This window comes from Aerococcus sp. UBA6277, assembly GCF_002440555.1.
GTDB lineage: Bacteria > Bacillota > Bacilli > Lactobacillales > Aerococcaceae > Aerococcus.
In genome coordinates this window covers 1-20,335 of record NZ_DJUR01000033.1, presented here as the reverse complement: position 1 = coordinate 20,335, position 20,335 = coordinate 1, and the positions used below count along the sequence as shown (strand labels likewise).

At 39.9% G+C, this 20,335-nt stretch carries 18 protein-coding genes and 1 pseudogene; 14 read left to right on the top strand and 5 right to left on the bottom strand.

Features of this window, described 5'->3' with window-relative positions; translation table 11 throughout:
* Positions 1–439 precede the first annotated feature (439 nt).
* The gene (locus B2V22_RS05465; RefSeq protein ID WP_290490944.1) at positions 440–2,338 is read right to left on the bottom strand and encodes an endonuclease MutS2; all 1,899 of its coding nucleotides are present in this window, start codon (positions 2,336–2,338) and stop codon (positions 440–442) included.
* A gap of 592 nt (positions 2,339–2,930) precedes the next feature.
* Between B2V22_RS05465 and yaaA the strand changes: the two genes are divergently transcribed.
* The 7 genes and pseudogenes from yaaA to B2V22_RS05430 all read left to right on the top strand — a co-directional run bounded on the left by yaaA (position 2,931) and on the right by B2V22_RS05430 (position 9,581).
* The gene (yaaA, locus tag B2V22_RS05460) at positions 2,931–3,662 is read left to right on the top strand and encodes a peroxide stress protein YaaA (protein ID WP_290490943.1); all 732 of its coding nucleotides are present in this window, start codon (positions 2,931–2,933) and stop codon (positions 3,660–3,662) included.
* Positions 3,663–3,923: 261 nt separating this feature from the next.
* Positions 3,924–4,571 (top strand): DUF6241 domain-containing protein, encoded by a 648-nt coding sequence (locus B2V22_RS05455; protein WP_290490942.1) that lies wholly within the window; start codon positions 3,924–3,926, stop codon positions 4,569–4,571.
* A 193-nt stretch (positions 4,572–4,764) separates the two neighbouring features.
* On the top strand, positions 4,765–5,103 hold the full coding sequence (locus tag B2V22_RS05450; RefSeq protein ID WP_290490941.1) for a winged helix-turn-helix transcriptional regulator: 339 nt from the start codon (positions 4,765–4,767) through the stop codon (positions 5,101–5,103).
* A 320-nt stretch (positions 5,104–5,423) separates the two neighbouring features.
* On the top strand, positions 5,424–5,765 hold the full coding sequence (locus B2V22_RS05445; RefSeq protein WP_396159550.1) for an ArsR/SmtB family transcription factor: 342 nt from the start codon (positions 5,424–5,426) through the stop codon (positions 5,763–5,765).
* A 106-nt stretch (positions 5,766–5,871) separates the two neighbouring features.
* A pseudogene (locus tag B2V22_RS05440) lies at positions 5,872–7,055 on the top strand (NADH-dependent flavin oxidoreductase).
* A 213-nt stretch (positions 7,056–7,268) separates the two neighbouring features.
* Positions 7,269–8,978 (top strand): catalase, encoded by a 1,710-nt coding sequence (locus tag B2V22_RS05435; protein WP_290490940.1) that lies wholly within the window; start codon positions 7,269–7,271, stop codon positions 8,976–8,978.
* 42 nt (positions 8,979–9,020) lie between these two features.
* Complete coding sequence (locus B2V22_RS05430; RefSeq protein WP_290490939.1) at positions 9,021–9,581, top strand: hypothetical protein; 561 nt, start codon at positions 9,021–9,023, stop codon at positions 9,579–9,581.
* Between the two features lie 57 nt (positions 9,582–9,638).
* Here the strand turns inward: B2V22_RS05430 and B2V22_RS05425 are convergent, their stop codons facing one another.
* The 4 genes from B2V22_RS05425 to lacA form a co-directional block, all read right to left on the bottom strand.
* A complete protein-coding gene (locus B2V22_RS05425) occupies positions 9,639–10,394 on the bottom strand; it encodes a DeoR/GlpR family DNA-binding transcription regulator (protein ID WP_290490938.1) in 756 nt (251 codons plus the stop codon).
* 131 nt (positions 10,395–10,525) lie between these two features.
* On the bottom strand, positions 10,526–11,458 hold the full coding sequence (gene lacC / locus B2V22_RS05420) for a tagatose-6-phosphate kinase (protein WP_290490937.1): 933 nt from the start codon (positions 11,456–11,458) through the stop codon (positions 10,526–10,528).
* Between the two features lie 11 nt (positions 11,459–11,469).
* Positions 11,470–11,982: a galactose-6-phosphate isomerase subunit LacB gene (lacB, locus tag B2V22_RS05415; protein WP_003141165.1), complete on the bottom strand. Its 513-nt coding sequence runs from the start codon at positions 11,980–11,982 to the stop codon at positions 11,470–11,472.
* A 24-nt stretch (positions 11,983–12,006) separates the two neighbouring features.
* Positions 12,007–12,435, bottom strand: a complete 429-nt coding sequence (lacA, locus tag B2V22_RS05410) for a galactose-6-phosphate isomerase subunit LacA (protein WP_026466573.1) — start codon at positions 12,433–12,435, stop codon at positions 12,007–12,009.
* A gap of 213 nt (positions 12,436–12,648) precedes the next feature.
* On the opposite strand from lacA, the gene lacD reads away from it, so the two are divergent.
* The 7 genes from lacD (at position 12,649) to rlmD (ending at position 20,124) form a co-directional block, all read left to right on the top strand.
* A complete protein-coding gene (gene lacD / locus B2V22_RS05405) occupies positions 12,649–13,656 on the top strand; it encodes a tagatose-bisphosphate aldolase (RefSeq protein WP_290490936.1) in 1,008 nt (335 codons plus the stop codon).
* A gap of 24 nt (positions 13,657–13,680) precedes the next feature.
* The gene (locus B2V22_RS05400; RefSeq protein WP_149256580.1) at positions 13,681–13,998 is read left to right on the top strand and encodes a PTS lactose/cellobiose transporter subunit IIA; all 318 of its coding nucleotides are present in this window, start codon (positions 13,681–13,683) and stop codon (positions 13,996–13,998) included.
* Positions 13,999–14,002: 4 nt separating this feature from the next.
* Positions 14,003–15,712, top strand: coding sequence for a lactose-specific PTS transporter subunit EIIC (locus tag B2V22_RS05395; RefSeq protein ID WP_290490961.1), 1,710 nt, complete (start codon positions 14,003–14,005; stop codon positions 15,710–15,712).
* A gap of 25 nt (positions 15,713–15,737) precedes the next feature.
* A complete protein-coding gene (lacG, locus tag B2V22_RS05390; RefSeq protein WP_290490935.1) occupies positions 15,738–17,162 on the top strand; it encodes a 6-phospho-beta-galactosidase in 1,425 nt (474 codons plus the stop codon).
* Between the two features lie 327 nt (positions 17,163–17,489).
* The gene (locus B2V22_RS05385; RefSeq protein ID WP_290490934.1) at positions 17,490–18,074 is read left to right on the top strand and encodes a sugar O-acetyltransferase; all 585 of its coding nucleotides are present in this window, start codon (positions 17,490–17,492) and stop codon (positions 18,072–18,074) included.
* Between the two features lie 36 nt (positions 18,075–18,110).
* Positions 18,111–18,602 carry a DUF1456 family protein gene (locus B2V22_RS05380; RefSeq protein ID WP_048725910.1) on the top strand — a complete coding sequence of 164 codons (492 nt, stop codon included), beginning with the start codon at positions 18,111–18,113 and terminating at the stop codon, positions 18,600–18,602.
* 112 nt (positions 18,603–18,714) lie between these two features.
* Complete coding sequence (gene rlmD / locus B2V22_RS05375) at positions 18,715–20,124, top strand: 23S rRNA (uracil(1939)-C(5))-methyltransferase RlmD (protein ID WP_290490933.1); 1,410 nt, start codon at positions 18,715–18,717, stop codon at positions 20,122–20,124.
* Positions 20,125–20,335: the final 211 nt, after the last annotated feature.

Below are 20,335 nucleotides of genomic sequence, written 5' to 3'. Positions count from 1 at the left end.
TCAATTGTTTCAGAGAACCATAAGGAAGGGAAAAAGGCCGTGCTAGATTATAGTGTGATCCCATCTAGAGACGGACTCAGTCTACTTAGCGTAAAGTTACAGACCGGCCGCTCCCCATCAAATTCTGGTTCAACTGGCAGGAATTGGTACGTTTATTTGGGGGGATTAAGAATATGGTGCACAATACAGTAAAGCGGGCCAACAAATTGCTTTATGGGCTAATAGTCTGACCTTAACCCATCCTGTTCAAAAGACCCCAATCGCTGCAGAATCAACTTTTCCAGAAGCTTATCCCTGGAATATTTGGTAAAAATAACGAAAAAAAAGCATTGCCCGAAATTTCAGGCAATGCTTTTTTAATCGGCTTTCAATAGCCAGAATGGAAGTGGTGGGCAATTTTTGTCCCGTTCTTTATTTAATCCGATACTAGATCCTGAACTTAATCCTCATGGCGCAACTCTTTATGGATTTTCCGCAGGGCTTTTTTCGATCCGCGTTCAATATCGTGATTGAGTTTACGGGTAGCGTAATCCACAAATAGATTGTCTAAATTGTAACCATCTGGGTATAAGTCGCTGGCTTTTTCGGCTAATTGTAGGCGCCGGACGTGGATATCCATATACTCACCGGCAACATACACTGTTACTTGATGGTATTTATCCACCTGTGAATAAATTAAAGCAGATTGGCCAGTTTCAAGTAAGGTCACTCGGTCACCTTTTTGGTAGTCAGTGAAAAGGGCGTCTCCTAGTTTACTGAATTTTGCTTTTCTGACTTTACTGTCTTTTACCAGGTCAAATTGGTAGTTTTTATCAATTAGGTAGCCTTCTGCTCGCTGTAAGAGATGCTCAGGAATGGCCATTTTCCGGGAAATCCACATGGCATTGCTGGCGCCGGATTGACCCATCAATAATTTATAGGTAGGTTCTAGACTTTTATTCTGGAACTGCATGGCGGCATTCATAAAATCTGGATGCTGGTCTGAAAAGTCCTTGATTTCACCGTAATGGGTGGTGGCAACGGTAATCGCACCCTTCAGGTAAAACTCTTCTAAAATGGCAATCGCTAGGGCGGCACCTTCATTGGGTTCAGTCCCGCTGCCGATTTCATCAAACAGCAACAGGGTATTGTTGTTGGCCACGCGCAAAATATCCGATAAATTCTTCATATGCGATGAGAATGTGGATAAGGCATTTTCAAGACTTTGGTTGTCCCCAAGGTTGACGAAAGTCTGGTCAAAAACAGCCACTTCTGTTTCAGGGCTAGCGGCAATATGACAACCTGACATGGTAGCGAGGGTCACTAACCCGACCGTTTTTAAGACGATGGTCTTCCCACCGGCATTTGGTCCGGTAATGACCAAGCTTCGGTAGTCGTCTCCAATGGTGAAATTCAAAGGTACGACTGGCCCTGTTAATAGGGGGTGCTTGGCGTCTACTAGGTTGATGTAGCCATAATCGTTGGTTGAGGGGGCAATGCCGTCAATATGGCGACTGTGTTTCCCTTTGGCGAAGATCATGTCGTACTGAGCGATTAACTCAATATTAACTCGAATCAGTTGAGTATTTTCAACGATCAAACCGGTTAAACCAGCTAAAATCTGGTATTCAAGCATGGCTTCCTCGGCACGCAAGCCATCTAGCTCGGCGGATAATTTGCTGACCACGTTAGGTTCAACAAAAATCGTTGTGCCCTTTTGTGACATTTCAATCACTGTTCCTTGAACTTGATTTTTGTAGGAAGCTTTGATGGGAATGGTGTAGTGGTCGTTCTTATAGGCCACGACGAATTCCTGGATGGAAGACTTATTGCTAGCGCTGGTCAGAAATTTGTTTAGGCGATCCTTAATTTTGTCTTCGGCCGTTTGTATATGGTGGCGAGCACGTTTCAAATCACGATTAGCCTCGCTATCTACTTGATTATTTTTAATGGCAAAATGAATTTCCTCCTCAATCTGGCGGAGGTCAGTCATTGATTGGGCGTATTGGGCAAGGTTTGGGGCGATAAAGGTATGCCTGTCCATAAAGCTAGCTATCCGACGACACCCCCGCAGGAATTCAGCTACCGCGAAAAGTTCGTTGGCGGTCAGGACAATTCCCTTGTCCAACTTGGTCAGGGTGTGGTCTAGGTTAGTGACCCCCATAAAGGGGACGGATGACCCGGTATCAATAATGGCGCGAGCTTCAGAGGTTTCCTTTAGCCGTAATTGAACCACGTCAAGATTGGTAGACGGGGTTAATTTGTCGATTAATTGACCACCAAGTTCGCTGACACAGTAAGAACGGACCATGGCTTTAAAGGCCTCGTATTGTAATTTTTCATAGGTGTTTTGATTCATGTATATGTCTCCTCATCAATAGGCAATTTTACTTAGGGCGAATTGAAGGGAACCTCCCAGTATTTCAATGATATGTGGGTATAAAAAGAAGCCACGGGCCACCGTAGCTTCAAATCAAGAGGGATAGGGAAATAGACCTAGTTCATCTAGGGGCATTCCAATATCCAGCATGTTTGTAAAGTGAGGTAGGCACCTTCTAAGTTAGAAATGAAACCATGTTGAAAAGCGGGTGACTAAATGTCCGTCCCGGTAATGATCTTACTTCTGATTTGAATAACTTAGTTTGCGGCTACCGCACTCATAAACGATCCTCGATTTCTTAAAAATTTATGGCTTTCATTTGTCATTGAAATTGACTTTACTTTTTTAGTATACGGAATTTGTGGCTGAAAGTAAAAGGAAATTTGAAAATGACTTGAGTTGAAGGAAGGGCATTGCTAAAAATAAAAATGCTAAAATTTCAGTATTCAGATTTTGTTAACTCCTTATTTAATGAAAAGTTGCTAACAATACACATGGCAATTATTTGGTCAATCGTTACAGAATAAGCTAAACTAGGACCATAGATTATAAGTGTTAGGACGAGTGAACAATGAAAATTATTTTTGCCCCAGCCAAAGAAATGAAAGTAGATAAAATATCAACAGATAAACCGAAATATTCAGCAACAACCCAAGCCATTATCCAAAGCCTACAAGCCCTGTCAGACGACCAGCTAAAGAAATTGTACAAAATTTCTGACCAACAAGTGTCACAAGTCAAAGACTATATCCGACACTTAAATACGGGTCCTGCTTACAAAGCGCTAGACCTCTATAACGGCTTAGCCTTCCGTCAAATCGAATTAAATTTAGAAGATTCAGAAATCGCAAGCTATTTAGACCAACATTTCCGCATCCTATCCGCCTTATACGGCCCAATCAAAGCCACCGACCCCATCCGCCCCTACAGACTCGACTTCAATACACCCCTTAAAGTCGACGGCCAAAACTTGCGCCACCTATGGGGAAGTGATTTTAATGCTTTTTTTGAAAAGGGAGAGACAGTCTTAAATCTGGCGAGCCAGGAGTTTTCAGTGATGTTGGACCAAGGGCGCTACCATTGGGTCGACTTTGAATTCTACGAATACGACCCAAATAAGACAGATGGATTGAAAAAACATTCAACCATTTCTAAAAAAGGGCGAGGTAAGATGGTTGCCTTTTTAGCGAGCAATCAAATTAAAAATCTTACAGATATTCAAAAATTCGATGCTGACGGTTATCAATTTGACTTAGACCACTCAAATAATAATAAGTTCGTATTTATTAAGAAAAGAAGTTAAATTATGGTGCCGTTTATGATAAGGTGGTTGAAATGGATGAAGAGGGCTTTAAATTATTTCGAAAATAAAGTTTGGGAGGAGTTAGATGAAAGTAACGCGCCATAAATTTGACTGAAAATAAGCACCTGCTTAGACAGTCATTATCGACTCAATCAAGAAATGGGTATTTTTCTAGTGAACAATGACACCTTGTAGGGAGAACGGGGTGTCAATTCAACAGAATTTGTAGATGAAGAAAAAGTATTTTGGGAGGATGTATCGTTGAAAAAGGTATTAAATGCATTTTTAATTTTTTTAGCACTAGTAGTCGCGGGTGGGATTGTTGCTGTGGTCTACTTTAGTGTAAGTGAATCAGGCGAATCGAGTACCACCGCCGCGTCAAGTTCAGTAGCGTCGTCTACAAGTTCTACAGCTTCAAGTTCAGAATCAAGTGCTTCATCTGAATCAGAAGAGAGCGAATCTGAAGAAGCAGAGGATTCAGAAGATGAAGGTTCAGAAATCGAAAAAGCGCTTGCTCAAGAAGCGGATACCAAGGTTTTAATGGGTAGAGAATTATATGGTTCTTGGTTGCATATGGATATTACCCAAGAAAGCCAATTTCTAAATGCCATCCACTATATGACCCATCAAAAAGTTCAAGCCAACTCGAAACAGGGTGCGTTAGAAATCACACCAGAAAGAATCGCTATCATGCTTGAACAAGCTGAAGCATTTAGTGACTCTGAACACTATCCTTTCTACATTGAAGTGTTAACCGCTTGGGATGAAGGGGACTTCTCAAATGCTGTTTACGCCCACAATTACGTGTGGAACAACAAAGATGGGGATATCGGGGAAGCCTATGCCTTATCAGATGATGAACAAGAAGCTGCCTTTGTAGAAGCCAACTTTAGAGATGTAGATATGTAACAGTTTTTTAGCACAATAAGGCAAAATGGGGTTGAGATCATCATGTCTCAGCCTTTTTCGTCTAATGAAATATATAAAAGGTGACTTTCCTATCCAAGGTGCAAAGTTTTTCTGAACTTAACCATACTATGGTATCTTTAATAGCGTTATCTTTAATAATGATTCAGTTCAAAAGTCTGAATGGAGGGATACTATGCTTATCGAATTTAATAACAAGGAATTCTATACAACAAAGGATTTGGCGCTATCGATTATCGGTGGTAAATGGAAGATTCCCATCATTTATCATTTATTGCAAAAGGAAGTGCTACGATTAAGCGAGTTTGAGCGCTTGTTGCCAGATATTAATCAACGGATGCTCGTTCGACAACTCAGAGAATTAGAACGCGACAAGGTGATTGAAAGAGTAGTCTATCAAGAAATGCCACCAAAAGTTGAGTACAAGCTAACTGATATTGGGAAAAGACTGGATAATGTCGTTTATGCAATTTGTGACTGGGGCGACGAATTCCTAGAAAACTTGTCAAAATGACTGATGTTGGTCAGTCTGAAAAAAAACTAAAACACGCCGCTATCCTGAAAGGAAAATCAGTATAGTGGCGTGTTTTTTGGAAAATTTCTTTTATTTGATGAGTAAGTGCATGTTTAAAATTGGGCTTTACCGTCTTTGATGACCAAGTTTAGCGACTAGGTTGCCATATACAGAAAATGTGTCCATAGCGATTCTCCTTTAAGGATTTAAAGCGACGGTTGTCATCTCTATTTTCCTGTGTTCATAGGACATACACAAAAGATATTCAAAAATTTAGCTTGCTTGAGTCGATTCATTTTTACATATCGAAATAACTCGATATGATAGATTTATATTATGGAAACGGGGTAGGTGATTATTTGGCGGCGATAGATATTTTTAAGGCTTTAGCAAATGAACACCGCTTACTGATTATGCACTATTTGAAGGATCCAGCGGCTTATTTCGTCCATGAAACGGATGTTGATATGACAGAACACGGGGTTTGTGTGGGGGAAATTCAACGGGTGCTTGGCTTAACCCAGTCTACGACTTCTCATTATTTAACCATGATGAGTAAGGCTGGTTTGGTGACCCCGACTCGGATTGGTAAGTGGACATACTACCGTCGCAATGAGGCAGCAATTCAAGAATTAAGCAAGTTTATTGATAAGGAAATATAGGAATTAGCTAGTCAGCAACCTATATTTTCCCCCAAACATATCGAGTTTTATCGATATGATATTCGTAAATAAATGATGAAGAAGATGTACATAAGGAGCTAGCAGAATGACAAACAAATTAACGGACAAAGTAAACCTACGTCACGGAGCCGTTTTAAATAATCGGGTAGCCATGTCACCCATGCAATCTCAATCTGGTAAACGCAACGGATTTGTGAGCGACGATACCTTGAAATACTACGGTGCCCGGTCACAGGCAGGAGGCTTAATCGTCACTGAATTCCATTATGTCAGTGAAAACGGCGGACCTGCCTACCATCCTGGCTACCCGGAACAATTAGCGGTCTATTCTGATGCCCACTTGGACGGTCTAACAAAATTAGCGACGGCCATGAAGAAAGATGGCAACAAGGCTGTCCTACAAATCCACCACTCAGGTCGAGCTGCAGTAGGTCAAGCGATTTCTGGTCAAGACGTTGTGGCACCATCAGCCATTGACTTTGATTTCTTATCTTATCCAGTGCGTGAATTAACTGGTCAAGAAATTGAAGACATCATCAAAGACTTTGGACGGGCAACAAGTCGTGCAATAAAAGCCGGTTTTGATGGGGTTGAAATCCACGGAGCCAACCACTACCTATTGCAACAATTCTTTTCAGCCTTTTCAAATCAACGAAACGACCAATGGGGTGGCAGCCTTGAGAAACGCATGGCCTTCCCACTAGCAGTTGTGAAAGAAGTGAAACGAGTAGTCGCTGAACAAGCACCAAGTGACTTTATCGTCGGTTACCGTTTAAGTCCAGAAGAAATCCACGGCGATGTGGTGGGTTACGACTACAGAGATGCTACAGCCTTAGTTACTGAAATCGTGAAAAATGAACTCGACTATATCCATCTATCATTATGGGGAGGCTACAACTCCACACCAAACGAGGTGGACCAATCTTACGCTGAATTATTCAAGGCCGTATTAGATGACCAAACTAAATTGTTAGCGGTTGGTGGCGTCTTTGACGAAGAAAGTGCTAAAGATGCTGTTGAAAACTATACTGATATTGTAGTTGTTGGCCGTGGTACGCTAATAGATCCACAATTTGGACTAAGATTCAAGAAGGGCGTGGAAATGAAATTTACCATGAAATTAGTCCAGAAAACATGGACTATGTCTCATGGACAGAAGGGTTGAAAGAAGCTTTCTCTCGTGAAGATTCATTAGGCTTACCTCCACTACCAGGTGGTGAAACCATTCGACACTTGCATACAGGTCGTTATGATATGTTAGGGAAATAAATAATAGTAGTTTAAAAGCGTTCATTTGAACGCTTTTTTTATACATGATTGTTCTTTTATAATTAGTCACTCGCTACTATAGAAAGGGTAAGTATTCATTAATTAAGGATTTATATTTGATAAATGTTTTTTATTAATTTAAAATAAGCAAAAATTTTGAGTAGTTTCCTAGCTAGTGGTACCCTTAAAGGATAAAAAATAGGAGGTTTTATTTTGAATAATCCAATGTCTAAAAACGGACTAGTCAACAGTAGCGTAAGTCGCAACCAAGTGGTGCCAAATAATCCAGCACTTCACACCGATGCAGGTGCGCCTGTTATCAACAACAACGATACCATGACTGCAGGTCGCCGCGGCCCTAGTGTATTGCAAGATACTTGGCTACAAGAGAAATTAGCGAATTTTTCTCGAGAAGTGATTCCTGAACGTCGTATGCATGCCAAAGGCTCTGGTGCTTATGGGACTTTTAGGGTAACCCATGACGTGACTAAATATACAAAAGCCAATATTTTCTCTGAAGTAGGGAAAGAAACAGAAATGTTTGTCCGTTTCTCAAGTGTTGCCGGTGAACGTGGGGCAGCTGATGCAGAACGTGATATTCGCGGATTTGCGCTTAAGTTCTATACAGAAGAGGGAAATTGGGATTTAGTTGGAAACAATACACCCGTATTTTTCCTACGTGAACCTAAACATTTTATCGATTTAAACCGCGCTATTAAACGCGACCCAAAATCGAATATGCGTAGTTCAAATACTAACTGGGACTTCTGGACTTCATTACCTGAATCCTTACACCAAGTAACAATTACCATGTCAGACCGTGGTATCCCATCATCATACCGCTATATGCATGGATTTTCGTCACATACTTACAGTTTAATTAATGCGGAAAATGAACGTGTATGGGTGAAATTCTTCTTCCGTTCACAACAAGGGATTCAAAATCTAACTGACCAAGAAGCCGCGCACGTGATTGCTGAAGACCGTGAATCACACCAACGTGACCTATATGACGCTATCGAATTTGGCCAATATCCAAAATGGACATTGTATTTCCAAATCATGACTGAAGAAGAAGCCAAACAAGTCAGCTTCAACCCTTTTGACTTAACAAAAGTTTGGCCAAAAGAGGACTTCCCATTTGTTGAAGTAGGGGAAATGGAATTAAATAAAAACCCAGAAAACTACTTCCAAGATGTTGAAGAAGCAGCCTTTAACCCAGCTAACTTAGTACCTGGTATCGGCGTTTCACCAGATAGAATGCTACAAGCACGTTTATTCTCATATCCGGATGCACAACGTTACAGAATTGGTGTGAATTATCATCAAATCCCAGTCAACTATCCGCGTGGTGTAAAAGATTTCCACCCATATAGCCGTGATGGTCAAGGCCGTATGGATGGAAATGGTGGTGGACAAATCAATGTTGAGCCAAATTCATATGGTAACTGGAAAGATCATAAAGATATGGCTGAACCACCGATGGATGCAGGTGATGTAGATTATTACGATTTCCGCGGGGATGATAATGACTATTACACTCAACCAGGTATTTTATTTAACCGGATGACTTCTGAACAACAGTTAGTTTTATTTGAAAATACTGCACGTGCAATGGGTGATGCTACGCTACAAATTAAGCACCGTCATATCAACAATTGTTATCAAGCAGATCCTAAATATGGGGAAGGTGTTGCGAAAGCTTTAGGTATTGATATAAATACTGTTGATTTAACACCAACACCAAGAGATTCAGACCAAGCAAACCGTGAAGCCAATGCACGTGGTGCTGAAGATCTTAATGTGCCAACTGAACCTGCACAACCAGCATCAGCCAATGACCTACCAGAAGAAGGCCGTGATACCAATGTTGAAGATCCAACAAACTTAACAGGGATTATGGACGACCCGTTCTTCTTATAATTGGCAACTGTTACTTGATTTATACATTTTTAGGAGGATATTATGATGAAAAAAGGACTTTACCCCGTAGTCGGCATGGGTATTTTTGCCACATTAGTAGCCAGCTTACTTGGCACAACAACCATTTCAATGGGACTAGTTATGGGGTTGATGGTATTTGCCCTAATGGTTGCGAGCACCTTGCAAGCTATCTTGACCAAAGAAAATGACGCGCAGGTACAAGCAGCATCAACAACTATTATCGGTTTAGTGATGGCCATTCTTGGTCACGTTGCCCTATCATTCACTGGTCTAGGCAACTTATTAGCTGGATCAGCCGTAGCCATCACCGGTTTCGTTGCTGTAATCGGTCTTGTAACGTATGCGGTAGCCACATTTATCGGTCAAACTGCTTCTGGCAAAATGACAGCTAAACGCCAATCTACCTTCAGCAAATGGACAAAGGGCCTACTTGCAGTGAGTACAACTGCGACACTTGTCCACATGATGGCCATTGACTTCTTGCGTGAAAATGTTGTCTTTATGAGCTTAGTTACTGTCTATGTCGTATTAATGGTAGTTGCATTCGTGTATACCAACAGTAGACAAACTGTAAAAGTGTAAAAAATGAAAAGAAATCTCCAAGACTTAACTAAATGGTTAATTCTTGGAGATTTTTTATTAGTCAGAAACTAATAGGATGTTTGAATGCTTCATAATCTGTTCATACCGATGATCTTCATCATTATTAATGACTACAGCAGTCACGTCGTTTAAAGAATAGTAAGTGAAGAAGTCTTCTTTACCAACTTTAGAAGGATCGAGTAATAGGTACCTCTCAGTTGAATTATGCAGGGCCAGTTCCTGGGTTTTTCCTTCTTCCAGGGTGGCGGTCATAATGCTGTTATTGGTGACCCCATTGGCAGAAAAGAAAGCCTTGTGGAATTTTAGGTTTTCCAGTACAGCAAGGGTGATGTAGCCATTAAAAGCTTGGGTGTTCTTCTTGATTTTACCACCGAGTAGGTAGACATTAATGTCTTTATCAGCCAGGGTATTGAATACAGGTAGGCAGTTGGTGTATACCTCGTAATCTTGCCGTTCCATCTTTTGAGCCATGATTTCCATGGTGGTACCAGGGCCCATATAGATGATATCGCCGTCATTAATTAGCTCAATCGCTTTTTCAGCGATAAGGTTCTTCTCGCTGATATTAATGACTTTTTTAGCGTCATGAGATAGTTCTTCTTTTGGATATTCGCCTTGTGAAATGGCTCCCCCATGAACCCGTCTTAATAAACCACTTTCTTCTAGTTCTGTTAAGTCTCGTCGCACAGTCATATCTGATACATTCAACTTGTCGACAATATCAGTGACGGATACGGTACCGTTTCGTTTAAGTAAATCTAAGATTAGTTCATGTCTTTTCTTTTTTAACATTGTTGAGTTCACCTCGTTTCCGGTTAATCATAATAGGTGTTTAGGTTAGCAATAGAAGCCTTATATATATCATATAATGAAATAAAGCTCTTCTCAAATACCTAGTATACTTGAAAAGAGCAGAAAATAAACTAATATTCGGTTACAGTCACGCGATCAAATAGATCATCAAAATGATTGATATCGATATGGCCCGTGATACGCTCCATAGTATTTAACATACCTGTAGTCATTGCCTGTTTGAGTAAGCTGATATCATCCAAATTGTCTTCTAAAGCACCGGCGATACCAGCCACCGTTGCGTCACCAGATCCAACTGGGTTCACCACGTTGATACTTGGAATTGACACCTTGTAGTAACGGTCCCCGTGTTTAGCAAAAGCACCATTACCCCCTAAAGACACGACAATCCACTCAATCCCCGAAAATAATTCATCAGCTAAGACTGCTTTTAAATCGGCTGGATCTGCACTCACTTTTTGACCTAATAAATCGGACAATTCCTCGATATTGGGTTTGATTACAGTAGGTTTAAATGGACTTTCTAGTACACTTGAAAGATTAGATTTGGACGTATCGAGCACGGTTTTCTTGTCTAAATCATTGGTAATTTGAATCAGTTTTACATAGTAATCTTCTTCTAAACCCTTGGGTAAAGACCCAGAAATGGTAATGACATCAGCATAGTCAACAGCTTGTTTGAAGTGAGTTAAGAAGGCCGCATTTTCATTATCGGTGATGGTAGGGCCTGATTCTAAGACTTCGGTTTGTTGGCCATCATGTAAGATGGCAATACAATTTCTGGTGTCACCTTCGATAGATAAGAAATCTGTTTTGATACCGTTTTTATTTAATTCCGAGACAATGCCTTCACCTAAATGTCCACCGATAAAACCAGTGGCTGTGACGGCTTTATTTAAATCATGAATGACCCTAGTCACGTTAATCCCTTTGCCACCAGCTGTCTTACCCACTTGGTCAGTTCTATTTGTTGTATCTAATCGCAGGTCGGGGATGGTGTATGAGATATCAACGGAAGGGTTTAAGGTTACAGTCAAAATCATATAATCACCGCTTAATCGTGGTATTCGCCACGGTCCCATTTTTCAAGGTATTCAGTGAATAAGTCAGGGTTGTCTGAATGATTGCTTGATTCAAGGTGGGTAATTTTGTTGATTAGGGTTTTATTTTCCTCAGAAGGTTGATATTCCTCTTGGATAAAGGCAGAAATGATATCTTCCATTAATAATTCACCAGTAATCATCCCACCGAAGGCGATAACGTTGGCGTTTAATTCTCGCTTAGAGTATTGAGCAGTTGTCATATCTCTTACCAAAGCTGCACGAACGCCTGGCACTTTGTTGACGGCGTTTGAAATCCCAACACCAGTACCACAAATGACGACACCAAGATCAGCTTCACCATTTGTTACTGCCTCACCAACTTTACGCCCAAAGATAGGGTAGTGGGTTCTCACGTGATTATAGGTACCTACATCAACCACCTCATAACCTTGTTCTACTAAGTAATCTGATACGCGAATTTTAATATCTGTCACGATATGGTCACAACCAATTGCAATTTTCATAATTTTACCTCCGATTCTATTCTCTTAGCACATAGCGTTTAACATATCTACACGAATTTGGTGGCGACCACCGTCATAATCGGCAGATAGAAAGGCATCCACAATGTTTTCCGCTAATTCGTGCCCCACAATTTGTTCACCTAATGTAATGATTTTTGAATTATTGTGTTCTCTTGTCATATAAGCAGACCGTTCATCAGAAACTTCAGCGGCAATAATCCCTTTGATTTTTGTGGCTGAAATGTATGAACCAGCACCATATCGATCAAATAAAATACCGCGGGCATTATCATCCGCTAGAATTTGTTGAGCTACCTTAGTAGTAGATTCTACAAAATCGATGCTAGGTGTTTCTGATAGATCTTCAAAATCAATCTTGTTTGTTTGTAAGTATTGTTTAATGACTTCTTTTAATTGCATTCCGTCTTTGTCAGCACCAAGATACACTTTCATAATATAACCTCCAAAATTTAATTTATTTATTTACAAACACATTGTAGAACAAAAATAAACAAATATCAACAATAACAATCATAATAAATAAAAAGATAGAATAAAAAATATTCTAAAAAGGCTTGACTATAACGTGAAAGCGTTATAATATCTAATTAAACAAAAAGAAACATAAAACAACACAAATTAACAAATGGCCACAAGGAGGATATTATGAAATTCGTATCAGAAGGTAAGTTAAATAAATTGAAACAGTTATCTACTAAAGAAGGGTTTATTTCTGCGCTAGCTATTGATCAACGGGGTTCATTGAAGAAAATGATCGCTCAAGCAGGGGAAACAGATGATATTCAAAAGGCTGTCGAAACATTCAAAGAAGCTATTTCTGAAGAATTAACGCCCTATGCATCTTCTATCTTATTAGATCCTGAATATGGTTTACCAGCGGCAAAAGTAAAAGCGCCTTCTGCAGGTTTGTTGTTAGCTTATGAAGAAACAGGTTATGATGCTTCAGAACCCGGTCGTTTACCAGATTTATTACCAATCTGGTCTGCTAGACGAATTAAAGATGAAGGGGCAGATGCTGTTAAATTCCTTCTATATTATGATGCAGATGAAGATGATGAAATTAATGAACAAAAAAAAGCCTTTGTAGAACGTATTGGTTCTGAATGTAAGGCAGAAGAAATTCCTTACTTCTTAGAGATCTTAACTTATGACAAAGATATTGAAGATGCTAAATCGAAAGAATATGCAGAAGTGAAACCAAGAAAAGTTTTAGAAGCTATGAAAGAATTCTCTAAGGATAGATATGATGTAGATGTCTTAAAAGTGGAAGTACCTGTAAATATGAACTTTGTTGAAGGCTTTACTGATGATGAGCCAGTATACACTGCTGAAGAAGCAAAAGGTTACTTTAAAGCGCAAGACGAAGCGACAGAATTGCCATATATCTACTTAAGTGCAGGAGTAAGTTCACAATTATTTAGAGATACCTTGGTATTCGCCAAAGAAGCTGGCGCAGACTTTAATGGGGTTTTATGTGGCCGGGCTACTTGGAAAGAGTCGGTTGCCGTTTTTGCTAATGAAGGAGAAGCTGCAGCCCGCGAATGGTTGAGCACACAAGGTGTGGCCAATATTGAAGAATTAAATCAGACATTGAACGAAACAGCAGTGTCTTGGGAAAGTAAAATTGCCAGTAATTTAGTCGTAAGTAAATAAAATCAATTAACGGAGGTAACAGTGATGAATAAAGAAGAAGCAACTATGATAGGTTTTGAAATTGTCGCATATGCTGGTGAGGCACGGTCAATTTTGGTGGAAGCTTTATCCAAAGCGCGAAACGGCGAATTTGACGAAGCTGAACGATTGGTTGGTGAAGCCAACGAAAGTTTAGTGGATGCCCATAATGCCCAAACAAATATGCTAGCTAAAGAAGCGAGTGGTGAGAATATTGAGTTAGGTTTCATTATGGTCCACGGACAAGACCACTTAATGACGACCTTGTTGTTAAAAGAGATTGTAACTGATTTTATCGAACTTTACCGTAGAGTAGGTGACTAAAATGATGGACAAATTGATTTCTCAGATTGAGAAGATGAAGCCATTCTTCGAGAAACTATCTAGAAATATTTACTTAAGGGCGATTAAAGATGGGTTTATATCAGCCATGCCTGTCGTCTTATTCTCAAGTATCTTTATGCTGATTGCTTATGTGCCTAACGTGTGGGGATTCTACTGGAGTGATGAAGTTGTTGCCTTCATTGTAAAACCATATACCTTCTCAATGGGGATTTTAGGGCTACTCGTTTCAGCAACAACAGCAAGGGCGCTAACAGATTCCTATAATAGACGCTTGCCGGCAACCAAGCAGTTGAATCGTGTATCTACGATGATTGCAGCGATTGTTGTCTTCCTATTCCTTTCATCAACTGAAATTGCACAGGGTGAAGGTGATGCAGTTGTTGCAGGATTCTCATCTGGTCATCTCGGCACAACAGGGCTATTAGCGGCCTTTGTAGCAGCCTTTATCACCGTGATTGTCTATAATTTCTGTATGAAAAATGACATTGCCATTCGAATGCCAGAGGAAGTACCACCAAATATCTCACAAGCATTTACGGACGTTATCCCATTTGCTATTGCAGTGGTCATCGCTTATGGTATTGACATTGCGATCCGTGCTTTTACAGGCGTAAGTTTTGCACAAGCCATAATTCAAATGTTTCAACCCTTGTTTACTGCAGCCGATGGTTATGTGGGGATCGCCATTATTTACGGTGCTATAGGATTCTTCTGGTTTATTGGTATTCACGGACCATCAATTGTAGAACCAGCCATTACTGCAATTGCCTTCTTGAATATGGATGCAAACCTAGCATTAATCCAAGGTGGCGAGCATGCTGCTAACATTATTACACCGGGCTTACAGTACTTTGTTGCAACATTAGGGGGTACAGGTGCAACGTTTGTCGTGCCTTACTTATTTATGTGGTTTGGTAAATCAAAACAAAATAAAGCAGTGGGGAAAGCGTCATTTATCCCAACCTCTTTTGGTGTAAATGAGCCAATCCTATTTGGTGGACCATTGGTACTGAATCCAGTATTCTTTGTACCTTTTGTTTTAGCACCTATTTTAAATGTCTGGATTTTTAAATTCTTTGTAGAAGTTTTTGGAATGAATGGATTCTCTTATTTCCTACCTTGGCCAACACCAGGACCTATAGGTATCGTATTAGGGACAGGAATTGCACCTTTATCATTTGTTGTAGTGGCTCTACTGATTGCAGTAGATGCGATTATTTACTACCCATTCTTTAAAGTTTATGACAAACAAATTTTAGAAAAAGAATTAAGTAACGAAGATGAAATTATTGAAGAACAAGCAGAAACTAAAGCTGATGCAACTGAAGTCGGAGAAAATGACGGTCAAGTTTCAACTGGTAGTCATATCAAAGATGAAGTATCTGTCTTGGTCTTATGTGCCGGTGCAGGAACCAGTGGGCTATTAGCCAACGCCCTAAACAAGGGGGCTAAGGAATATGATGTTCCAGTAGTAGCAGGTGCAGGGGCTTATGGTGCTCACCAAGAGATTATGGGGAACTATGATTTAATCATATTGGCACCTCAAGTCGTTTCTAACTATGATGATATTAAAGAAGATGCTAATAGATTAAATGTGAAGTTAGTCAAAACAAGAGGGAAAGAATACATCTCATTAACACGCGATCCAAAAGCCGCATTAGAATTTGTTGATTCCGTATTAAAAGAAGCATAATAGTTAAAGTTAAGCAAAGGAGTTTATGATGAATTTACCTAAAGAATTTTTATTGGGTGGCGCAACAGCTGCTTATCAAGCAGAAGGTGCAACGTCAGTGGACGGGAAAGGTAAGGTGGCCTGGGATGATTATTTGGAAAAACAAGGTCGATTTAAAGCCGAACCTGCGAGTGATTTTTATAACAAATATCCGATAGATTTAAAATTGTCACACGAATTTGGTGTTGATGCTATTCGTATATCTATCGCATGGTCGCGTATTTTCCCTAATGGAGACGATGCGCAAGCTAATCCAGCTGGTGTACAATTTTACCATGATTTGTTTAAAGAAGCTCGTGCTCAAGGTGTTGAGCCTTATGTTACACTACATCATTTCGATACACCGGATGCCTTACATAGTCAAGGAGATTTCTTAAATCCGCACACAATTGAAAGTTTTGTCAGATATGCAGAATTTTGCTTTAACGAATATCAAGAGGAAGTAAAATATTGGATTACCTTTAATGAGATTTGGCCTGTGACTAGTGGGCAATATTTAGTAGGAAAATTCCCACCAGCAATTACTTATGATTTCTCAAAAACTTTGCAAGGACAACATAATATGATGGTTGCCCATGCAAAAGCCATTAAATTATTTAAGGACAACCAGTATGATGGTGAGATTGGAATTATTCATTCATTAGAAACGAAGTATCCTTATGAAGGTAAAAAAGAAAATGAGCATGCAGCATTCTTATATGATGTACTTTCGAATAAATTCTTACTAGATGCGACATACAAAGGTTACTATACCGAAGAAGTAATGAATGCGGTAAATGAAATATTATCGGCTAATAATGGTGAGATTCATATTACAGAAGAAGACTTAGCGCATCTTGATGCAGCGAAAGATTTAAATGACTTCCTAGGTATTAATTACTATCAAAGTAATTTTGTGAGAGCTTATGATGGTGATAATGATATCCACCATAATGGTACTGGGGAGAAAGGCACGTCAGTTTTCGCGTTACATGGAGTAGGCGAGCAAATGTTTGATATGGACATCCCAAGAAATGATTGGGATTGGCTAATTTATCCAGATGGCCTAAGAGACCAAATGATTCGCGTAGCTAAAGAGTATCCAAACTATAAGAAGATTTATGTAACTGAAAATGGGATGGGGTATAAGGACGACTTCAATACAGAGTTAATCGATGATACGCCTCGAATTGATTACATCAGAAAGCATTTAATAGCTTGTACAGAGGCAATTGATGCTGGTGTCAATGTAGCCGGTTACTTTGTTTGGTCATTAATGGATGTATTCTCATGGTCAAACGGCTATAATAAGCGATACGGCCTATTTTATGTAGATTTTGATACGCAAGAAAGATATCCGAAGAAGAGTGCCTACTGGTGGAAACAATTGAATGAGAATAGAGATTTAAGCTCAAATGATATAGAACAGTAGTAGCTAGTTAACCATCTAGGGTGATACACTTTAGATGGTTAACTTTTTACTTTACCTTGATTTACAATTATTACTAGTATTCTTCCATCGATAATTGTAAATAAACTTCATCATAAAAAGAACTAAATTAGCATGAAAGGTCGGGAATTACCCCGGCCTTTTTAATATGAGACTTGGAACTTAAATTTTTTAACGAGACTAGTATATTAAGCGTTTTATTCAATCTAGATAAATTTGTAAATGATTAAGATAGTTATTTCTGGTTATAAATAGATTTTGTTATACTAAGCATTAAGAAATAGGTTAATGATATAAGGAGTTTCTTTCATGACAAGTGAAAAAGATAAGATGTTAGCTGGTAAAATTTATGATGCTAACTATGACCAGGAGTTAGTCGCTGCAAGAGTAGACGCTAAGGAATTGTGTTATGACTTTAATCATGCGCGGCCTAGTGAAGAAGCAAAGCGACAAGGTATTATTCGGCAATTGTTAGGTAAGACAGGTAACCAATTTGAAATTACAGGGCCATTTTATTGTGATTATGGGTTTAACATTGAAATCGGGGAAAACTTTTATGCCAACCATAATTTAGTTATTCTAGACGGGGCTAAAGTCACTTTCGGAGATAACGTATTTGTTGCACCAGACTGTGGCTTTTATACAGCCGGCCACCCGCTAGATGCAGACCGCCGCAACAAGGGATTAGAATACGCCAAACCCATTACAGTCGGCAATAATGTCTGGTTTGGTGGTGGCGTGAAAGTCATGCCAGGTGTAACGATAGGCGACGGGGCTGTCATTGGTGGCGGTTCAGTAGTCACAAAAGATATCCCAGCAAACATGATTGCAGTAGGTAACCCTTGTAAACCGATCCGTGAAATTACTGAAGCAGATGCCCGTTGTGACGGTTAATCTGCTATAATAACTATTGAGAGAGGTTGAGATAAAATGAATAATAATGACCGACTAACGCGCTTGCGTTATGCTTTAGATATCAAAGACGAAGATGTTGTAAAAATTTTCGACATGGGTGGGGCAAGTGTCACAGCTGATCAAGTGCGTGCCTTCACTACTTCAACGCCTACTAGTGAAGATGAGTATGAGCGTGAGTATGAAGAAGTCTTAGACAATGAACACTTTGAACGCTTTTTAAATGGGATTATCACTTCCCAACGTGGCGTCCGTGAAGGGGCACCGGAACCAAAACTTGAGTTAACTGACGACAATGCCAACAATCTATTATTGAAGAAAATGAAGATTGCCTTGTCATTAACCACAGAAGATTTGCATGAAATCATGGAAGATGCTGGTGGCCGTTTAACCAAAAGTGAATTAGGCGCCGTCTTACGTAAAGAAGGACACCGCAACTACAAACCATGTGGCGACCGGTACGCACGTAACTTCCTAAATGGGTTGAAAATGCGCTACCGCGGGGAATAAATTACCGTCACATATATAGTAGTTAATAGTAGAAATCAGACTGGGGAAACCTAGTCTTTTTTCGTATAAACTGTTATAATTTCTTGACAATTGCCAGAAGAGGTGTGAAAAAGTGAAGAAAGATCTATATCCAACAGAAGTTCTTGAAGTGACAGTTGAGAAACTGGACCATACAGGCGTGGGGTTTGTGCGCTATATCCATCCGCCAGAAAAAGGCCCCCACGGAAAACATTTACTACTATTTATCGATAATGTCGTCCCAGGAGACAAAGTTCGCGTGACTGTGCCCAATGCCAAAGGACGTCATAAAGCCAGTCTATCATTTGACGAATTGCTGGAACCAAGTCCCATGCGGAATTTGGATATGCCAGTAGACCGAGAAATGGCTGCCGGCGCGCCCCTACAATTTATGAAATACGAAGACCAGCTAGCCCACAAAGAAAATCTAATTAAGGGTTATTTAGCAGAAGCTGGCTTTGATACTAACCTAGTCAAACCCATCATCGGCATGGACAATCCTTACAGATACCGCAACAAGATGGAATTAACTTTTGGCGTAGACGGGTCTTTAGGTATGCACCAACAAGGAAATTACCGCAAAGTTATCGACTTAGAAGACTCCATCCTAGCCCCAGAAGAGATGATTGCCATTAAAAAAGTTGTCTCCAAATGGCAAAAAGACTACCAATTCCCAGGCTTGGATAAAGATACCAAAGAAGGTTTGCTATGCAACCTATTGATGCGTCAATCATTTGCAACAGGGGAAATCATGGTCGCTATTTACGCTTTAGAAGCACCGGATGCTTACACTGAAGCAATCGAAGACCTTACCCAACGCCTTCTGAACGCGCAACCACGGATTGTTTCCTTCCAATGGTTGAAGAAAAATGGTGGTTCCGAACGGTCGTATGACAATGATGTTTATCTCATTCACGGTCGTGACTATATCAACGACGAACTACAAGGTTTTAAATTCCGTATTTGGGCAGATACTTTCTTCCAAGTAAATCCTGTCCAAGCCAATAAGATGGTTGAAACGGCGATTGACATGGCTCAGGTCAAAGAGGATATGAAAGTATTAGACCTATTCTGTGGTATCGGAACTTTTTCACTACCATTAGCAGCCGCTTCAAAATCACTGGCAGGGATTGAAATCGTAGAGAACTCAATCAACTCAGCCAAACGAAATGCCGCGGATAATAACCTAGATAATACCTTCTTTATGGCCTCAGATGCCAGAGCAGGATTGCGGGTTTTACCAGATGTTTGGGGACAACCAGACTTATTATTATTAGACCCACCACGTAACGGGGCGGGCGGTAAAGTCATGCGTGCCATCGGTCGATTCGGCACCGACCGCATTGTCTACGTGTCATGCGGACCGAAAAGTTTAGCAGCCGACCTAGTTTGGTTACTCGACTTTGGCTACGAAGTCGTAGAAGTACAACCAATCGACCAATTCCCTCATACTGCTCATTTGGAAAACATCGTGTTATTAAAGAAAAAAGAAATAAAAGATTAATTAAGACATGAAGCCTCTGGCTTCAACTCTATTTAGTAACTTTTGTTGATTAATAGATAAGCTCTCGGCTTTAAGGTAATTCACGAATACATTCAATAGTTACAGAATGTAAATATATTCTAACTATGATGAGTAATTTCTCAATGTATTCAAATTAATAACCAATACAAAAAGATAGTGAATGTTAACCTTGAAACCCTACCGTTAAACT